Consider the following 7,421-nt stretch of genomic DNA (forward strand, 5'->3'; position numbering starts at 1 on the left):
GTGCTGTAGGATAAGAGGTATAACGCGGGCCTGAATAGTTATACTTATCTAAAACAGCTTGATCCCATACGATCTGTTGGCTGGGTACGACTTGCGAAGACATGCTGTGCTTTCCGTTCGAAACTTTGACGGGCTATTTTGCCACATGACAATGATGGACGTCGGGTGACAAAACGAAATTTGTGTATAAATGTTCTAAACTGCTAACGCGATCACTCACTCGAAAGAGGCAGTCGAGCCATTACATCATTTGAATCGGAATTTGACTATTCAAAGGGGCAATGCGTTTTTGCAGAACTTTTAACTCTTCAACAATCGCATCCATTAAACGGGCCTCCGCCTTTTGGCGCACTAAGTTATGCTTCATTCGCTCTTGTTTAGCGAGTTGGCTGCGCTCTTCGCCACGCGGCATATCCTTCACTATATAATACAGTTCGGAAATAGCGGGATACGAACTATCAAAGTCGATTCTCTGTTCGCCTTGAACATAATCCATAATGCAGTAGACACGGATGCTGATCTCGGAGAGATCACATTGGCCTTGAATCCCAGCCATGCAAAGCGTATTTACGCTATCAAAAATATTTGCATTGCGTTTTTCAATGGCCAACGTTTGATGTTGAAGCTGCAAATCCTTTTGCTTTTTCAGTTGCAGCAGAAGGTAACCAGCGTAAGACGCTAAGCTGAGAATAATGATTCCACCAGCAATGGCTAACAAGGTTACATTCATGGCACTTTCTATCCTTTTAAATCATTTAGGTCGAAGCCTTCAAAATCTGATAATAAATCATCATCTGAACGTGATTTTTTGGCACTACCGCCAGTCACGATTGGCTCGAAAACATCTTCTTGCTCTTCAGCATACAGACCAAGTTGCTTCATCAGTGCTTCAATACGATCGAGTTTCTCATCAACGTATTTTTGCAAGCCGGCACCTAGGTTTTCGCCATTATCAATACGATCGAGCAACACGTTCAATTGCGCATCATTTTCCAGCATTTCGAGCTCTTGCTCAGCCGACAAACGACGCTCTTGCTTGGTCATTTTCTTCGCTGGCTCAACCACCAGAGGAATTTTTTTCTTGCTGCCTAAACGTGGATCGTGCGCTTTAGCGGCTTCTCGCTGCTGCTGATCTGAACCATCGGAATGGCGGCTACCCGCTTTCAGACCTTTCTGTTTTTTAACTCGCTTACGCAAACGGCCTTCAACATCTGCCTCACTGCGATTACGCGTGACAATCACGTCGCCTTCACCGGCTGAACCCGGCTTTCTCGATTTTTTACTACGGCTCATTACTGGGGTTTCCTCAGTAAAATTACATCATTACCAATAAATTCAAGTTCAAGCTCATCCCGCTTGGCCAAGTACTGGAAGGTTTCACGACTAAAAAAGATCACATGTGTGAGATCATTTTTGTAGTGCCACCCAGCAAACGCCTCCACGTCTTTGACTAGTTTGGTCATTAACCCAATCCAGCCTCCTGGCTTAACTAAATTTAACCATTGCTGCCAAACTTGGTGCGGCTTATGTAAATGCTCAATCACTTCAGTGGCAGTCATAAAATCATAGGTCGCCTGCAACACCTTTTCATCTGGATGAAAAAAGATATCGTATAACGACATTGTGTGCCCAGCCTCTTCCAACATAATGGATAAGGTTGGCCCCGGCCCACAACCAAAATCTAACCCGTTAGATGCCGGAGAAAGCCTCTCCAACATCGGCGCACAAACGCGTGACAAAAACTGGCGATAACCCCTATCCTGCGGGTTATTTTCATGCAAATCATAAAATGCTTTTTCCGCTTTTTCGTCAAGACGATGTTCAGGGCTAACAAACACAAGTGCACAGTGTTGGCACTGCAGATAAGAGCGAACTTTATCGGCAAAATAAGGAACTATTTGTTCACTAAAACATAATGGGCAAATGTGCATGTAACATCCTCAAACAGGGATGCGCAACATACCAGAAAGTGGCATTAGAGTGGAGAGTCAGCGCGTATTTTTTCACCAGCTAGGCAAAAAAAGATAAAAAAAGCGATAGGTAAGCCGATCATTGAGCAAAAAATTACGTTTTCTTCAGCACAAAAGAAAACGCCCTAGCTCAGCGCTAAGGCGTTTTCAAACAACAGTGCTCGAACGGTGTAGGGCTTAGTGAAGGCCGCCAACGTATTTAGAAAGTATTTCGATGTCGGTGTCGCTGAGCTTTTTCGCGACATCACGCATCATGGCATTCATATCATTATTACGAGCGTCATCGCGGAATTTTTGCAGTTGAGCTTTGATGTAGTCAGCATGCTGACCAGAAATTTTAGGGAAACCTGAAAGCTCAGTACCATTACCACGTGGACCATGACACGCAATACAAGCGGTTAAACCACGCTCTGCATCACCTGCGCTATAAAGTGCTTTTCCTTTCACTGCAACGTCTTCAGGCGTTGAGTTCGCTGAAATAGTTTGTGATGCAAAATACGCTGCAAGATCAGCTATATCTTCGTCGCTAAGAGGCATCGCCATGGCACTCATTACGGGGTCGTAACGACCTTGTTTGCCACCGCTTGTCATTCCCAGCTTGAGATCATGCAATTGCTTCTCTATGTATTTCTCATGCTGACCAGCAATTTTAGGATAGATTGTAAGTAGACTATTGCCATCAGCACTGTGACAGGCAACACACGTTTGGGATTTTGCTTTACCAGCTTCAATGCTGCCTTGGGCCCACACTGAGCAGCTGGCTAAAAGACTCAAGATTAGCGCTAATTTCTTCATGACATTCCATTTATAATTATCAAGCTTCCAGTACCACTTTGCAGTTGCTACTCACTCTCAGTGGCGACTCATGGTACAATAGGCGACCTTATGCCGAGCACGGTTATTTTACACAATTTCACAAAAAAGTAATCAATCGACTACACAAAGTCGAGATGGAGTTAACAGTGAGCGTAAAAATTCATTATCAAAACACGCATTTCATTACCAGTGCGCCTGACATTCGTCATCTACCTGATGATGAAGGGATCGAAATTGCGTTTGCAGGACGCTCCAATGCAGGTAAGTCGAGTTCGTTGAATCGCTTAACGAATCAGAAGAGCTTGGCTAAAACCAGTAAAACTCCGGGTCGAACCCAACTGATCAACCTATTTAAAGTCACTGAAGGTTGTCATATTGTGGATTTACCGGGCTATGGTTTTGCTCAAGTTCCTTTGGAACTGAAGAAAAAATGGCAAAAATCATTAGGTGAATACCTACAAAAGCGTAAGAGCTTAAAAGGGCTGGTTGTGCTAATGGACATTCGCCATCCGATGAAAGATCTCGACCAACAATTGATTTCTTGGGCTGTCGATTGCTACATCCCAGTACTAGTACTACTGACTAAAGCGGACAAGCTAAAAAGTGGCGCACGTAAAGCTCAAGTGTTAAAAATTCGTGAAGAGGCACGCTCTTTTGGCGGCGATGTCACTGTCGATGCTTTTTCATCATTGAAAGGCTTAGGCGTCGATGTGCTGCGTAATAAATTGGATACGTGGTTTGCACCCGCACTCGCACATTTAGCCGAGCAAGAAACAGTGGAAGAGATGGATGAGTGTGATTCAACTCACTTAGAAGAGATAGAAGAGAATCCAGACCATTCTGAAGAACACTAAAAATCGTGACTCCAACAGAGCCCTACCTAATCGTGGGGCTTTTTTTATAGGCTTTAAATCCAAATGCGAACGGCAAAGAGAAAAATCCCCACCATCCTGGTGGGGCAACGGGAGAGAAGTAGGAGGTAATTTATTATTGTTTTGCTAAGCATTCCTTAATCCCTCCAACTTTTCAATAGGTCAAAGAGTCATCAATTCACTCACCCACAGAACACTCCTCTGGCTCACCCCAATAAAATCAACATAACATAATGAATATTAATAATATTTAAACATATTCTTTGTGTTTGAGGCGAACTTGATTTCTCATTAGAAATAATCAAAGTGTGACTGTTAGCCAGTTACAGAATTGGGTGTTTATAAAAGAAACAAAGTAACTACTCAGCAATAGAATAGTGTGTTTGTATCACCTAAATTCTCGTAAAAAAAACAGTGATGAATATTTTCTTTGGCCCAATAAAAAACGCCCCAGTCAAATACTGACTGGGGCGGCTGAATCAGCCTAATCCAATAACGTGAAACAAAAGGTCTGAAAGATAGAACATCTTACCTCTGTACCCTACGAGAGTTAATGTATAACAAATGGTCAGAAATGAAAACTATTTTTGTAGTTTTTTTTCATGAAAATTTTATTAAACAACACAAAGTTTAAAATCAAGAACACTTGTTTCTAGGCCATAAAAAAGCCGACATTTGTGCGTCGGCTCATATAAATTAGCTAATTCTGCTTAAAAAACAACTAATGCGCCTGATCCCAGTTGTCTCCATGACCAGTATCCGCGACCAATGGCACCGCTAGCGTTGCCGCTGATTCCATCAATTGTTGTACTTTAATTTCAATTTCGGCTAAAGCCGTCTCTTGCACCTCAAACACCAGTTCATCGTGCACTTGCATCAAGAGTTTAACGCGTCCCTGTCCATGATCCTCAATCCAAGCATCGACTAATAGCATCGCTTTTTTGATGATATCCGCAGCCGTACCTTGCATTGGAGCATTGATCGCGGCACGTTCAGCGGCTTTGCGGCGCATCCCATTACGCGATTTAATTTCAGGCAGATGCAAACGGCGACCAAATAAAGTTTCAACATAGCCAAGTTCACTAGCCGTAGAGCGTGTATCTTCCATGTATTGCATCACGCCAGGATAACGCTCAAAGTATTTATCCATATATTCTTGGGCTTCATAACGAGGAATGCCGAGCTGCTTGGCTAAACCAAAGGCGCTCATCCCGTAGATCAAACCAAAGTTAACCGCTTTCGCACGGCGACGCTGCTCACTGCTGACTTGCTCAATACTCACTCCAAGAATTTCAGCCGCGGTCGCTGCATGGATATCTTTCCCTTGCAGGAATGCTTCAAGCAGCGCTTTATCGCCGGACAAATGCGCCATAATGCGTAACTCAATTTGCGAGTAATCGATGGCCAGAATTTTCCAGCCATGAGGAGCGATAAAGGCTTGACGGATCCGGCGTCCTTCTTCGTTACGGATCGGAATGTTTTGCAAATTTGGATCGGTTGAAGACAAACGACCAGTGGCGGTTACAGCTTGGTGATACGAGGTATGCACTCGCCCTGTGGTTGGGTTGATCATTTTAGGCAGTTTGTCGGTGTAGGTCGATTTCAACTTAGCTAAACCACGATGTTCAATGATCACTTTAGGCAGAGGGTAACCGTCGAGTGCCAACTCTTGCAGTACTTCTTCATTGGTGGAAGGTGTACCTGTTGGCGTTTTCTTAATCACCGGTAGCCCCATCTGTTCAAACAAAATGGTTTGCAGCTGTTTTGGTGAGCTTAGGTTGAAAGGTTGACCCGCGATATCAAACGCTTGTTGTTCTAGTTGCTCTAAACGAGCAGCGATTTCATGCGATTGCGCGCCAAGCAACATATCATCGATCATCACGCCTGTACGTTCTATACGTGACAACACGGGAACAAGAGGTACTTCTATCTGTTGGTAGATGCGATTGAGCTTCTCATCTTGCTCAATATGACTCATCAAACGGTGATGAAGTCGCAAAGTCACATCAGCATCTTCCGCAGCGTACGGTGCCGCTTGCTCAAGTTCAATTTGGTTGAAGGTCAGTTGGTTTTTACCTTTGCCCGCCACCTGTTCAAATGAAATACAGCTGTGTTGCAAGAATCGTAGCGCCAAACTGTCCATATCATGTTTGCCACCGACGCTGTTGTACACATAAGATGCGAGCATCGTATCGTGCTTGATGCCTTTCATATTGATACCGTAACGCGCAACAATGCTGGCATCGTATTTTAGGTTCTGCCCCACTTTGGCTTGGCTTTCATCTTCTAAAATGGGTTTAAGTTGGGCGAGTACCCAATCACGGTCCAGTTGCTTTGGTGCATCAAGATAGTCATGCGCAACAGGAACATACGCTGCAACGCCCTCTTCGGTCGCAAAAGAGAGGCCAACTAAATTCGCTACCATATAATCGAGGCTGTCGGTTTCCGTATCAAACGCAAACACTTCTGCCGCTTTCAGTTTTTCTAACCAAGCATTAAACGTCTCTTCATCTAAAATGGTTTGATATTGGCTGCGATCAATCGTGGCGGCGGTTGTATCCATCTCCCTTGCTTGTGAAGAAGTGTTTACCGCACCCACTTTTTCATCAGCGTCAATCACCCCATTACCACCATCCAGCAATTCTGTTAACCAAGATTTAAACGTGAGCTGACCATAAAGTTTAATCAACTCATCAATATTGGGCTGGGTTTTGCACAAGGTTTCTGGTTTCTCTTCCAAAGCGACATCCAGCTTGATGGTGGCTAATTGGTAAGAGAGAAAAGCGTTTTCACGGTTATCCGCCAGTTTTTGCGCCATGGTTTTAGAGCCGCGAAAACCCAATTGCGCAATTTTATCGAGGTTATCGTAAATTTGCTCTAGGCTGCCAATGCCTTGTAGTAACGCAATCGCTGTTTTCTCACCGACACCCGGTACACCAGGAATGTTATCGACTTTATCGCCCATCAAGGCCAGATAATCGATGATAAGCTCAGGAGGGATACCGAATTTTTCAATCACCCCTTCACGGTCAAGTACCACATTCGTCATGGTATTGATCAAGGTGACATTCTCGTCCACCAGCTGTGCCATGTCTTTATCACCAGTGCTGATCAGCACTGGCATGCCAGCTTGTGATGCTTGAGAGGCTAGCGTACCAATCACGTCATCGGCTTCGACACCTTCAATCGATATCAGCGGTAGCCCCATCGCACGGATAACATTGTGCAACGGCTCAATCTGACAACGTAGATCATCAGGCATTGGTGGACGGTTAGCTTTGTATTGTGGGTACATATCATCGCGGAAGGTTTTTCCTTTCGCGTCAAAAATAACCACCATACGCTCAGCGGAAAACTGGCGCATCATGCTACGGAGCATATTGACCACGCCATAGACAGCATTAGTTGGAATTTCGCCATTACTCATGGTGCCTGGGTAGGCATGAAATGCACGGTAAAGGTAAGAAGAGCCATCAATCAGAATGAACGGGTTGTCAGGTATGCGAGCCATAGTCTTTTGCAATCCAAAGCGAGTACGAAATGTAATGACTAAGGATGCCATGACTGTCTTGAGGATTCCACGCCAATGCACCTTGAGCAACGAAACATTTTGCTGATTTGTCCACCACCGCAAATGACATTCTGTGGATAACTCTGTTCATAGTTTTTATCCACTGGTTATTAAACAGTGATTAACGAGGAAAACAATGGCATTAACTTATTGTTTATAAATGAATAAAACAAAGATCGAACATTCCTATCA

The 7,421-nt window shown here is 44.1% G+C and carries 8 protein-coding genes; 1 reads left to right on the top strand and 7 read right to left on the bottom strand.

Annotated features, from left to right (window positions below):
* Positions 1-241 precede the first annotated feature (241 nt).
* From B9J87_RS02625 to B9J87_RS02640, 4 genes are all read right to left on the bottom strand, one after another.
* Positions 242-730: a DUF2489 domain-containing protein gene (locus B9J87_RS02625; RefSeq protein WP_094149306.1), complete on the bottom strand. Its 489-nt coding sequence runs from the start codon at positions 728-730 to the stop codon at positions 242-244.
* An 8-nt stretch (positions 731-738) separates the two neighbouring features.
* A complete protein-coding gene (gene yihI, locus B9J87_RS02630; RefSeq protein WP_094149307.1) occupies positions 739-1,293 on the bottom strand; it encodes a Der GTPase-activating protein YihI in 555 nt (184 codons plus the stop codon).
* Positions 1,293-1,931, bottom strand: a complete 639-nt coding sequence (locus B9J87_RS02635) for a class I SAM-dependent methyltransferase (protein WP_017044505.1) — start codon at positions 1,929-1,931, stop codon at positions 1,293-1,295. Before B9J87_RS02635 ends, yihI begins: the two co-directional genes overlap by 1 nt.
* 216 nt (positions 1,932-2,147) lie before the next feature.
* Positions 2,148-2,765, bottom strand: a complete 618-nt coding sequence (locus tag B9J87_RS02640; RefSeq protein WP_013855644.1) for a c-type cytochrome — start codon at positions 2,763-2,765, stop codon at positions 2,148-2,150.
* A 167-nt stretch (positions 2,766-2,932) separates the two neighbouring features.
* Here B9J87_RS02640 and yihA point away from each other — a divergent pair, with 167 nt between their 5' ends.
* Complete coding sequence (gene yihA, locus B9J87_RS02645; RefSeq protein WP_017044507.1) at positions 2,933-3,640, top strand: ribosome biogenesis GTP-binding protein YihA/YsxC; 708 nt, start codon at positions 2,933-2,935, stop codon at positions 3,638-3,640.
* A gap of 497 nt (positions 3,641-4,137) precedes the next feature.
* Here yihA and B9J87_RS18015 read toward each other — a convergent pair whose 3' ends face one another.
* From B9J87_RS18015 to B9J87_RS17700, 3 genes are all read right to left on the bottom strand, one after another.
* Entirely contained in the window at positions 4,138-4,185 is a 48-nt protein-coding gene (locus B9J87_RS18015) for a hypothetical protein (protein ID WP_438356636.1), read from the bottom strand.
* 194 nt (positions 4,186-4,379) lie between these two features.
* Entirely contained in the window at positions 4,380-7,169 is a 2,790-nt protein-coding gene (gene polA / locus B9J87_RS02650) for a DNA polymerase I (RefSeq protein WP_094149308.1), read from the bottom strand.
* Complete coding sequence (locus tag B9J87_RS17700; protein ID WP_156117117.1) at positions 7,153-7,320, bottom strand: hypothetical protein; 168 nt, start codon at positions 7,318-7,320, stop codon at positions 7,153-7,155. The genes polA and B9J87_RS17700 overlap by 17 nt, the downstream gene beginning before the upstream one ends.
* Positions 7,321-7,421 lie beyond the last annotated feature (101 nt).

Origin of the sequence: Vibrio sp. V19_P1S1T109, assembly GCF_002241375.1 — a bacterium.
In the GTDB taxonomy this organism is placed as follows: Bacteria; Pseudomonadota; Gammaproteobacteria; order Enterobacterales; family Vibrionaceae; genus Vibrio; species Vibrio anguillarum.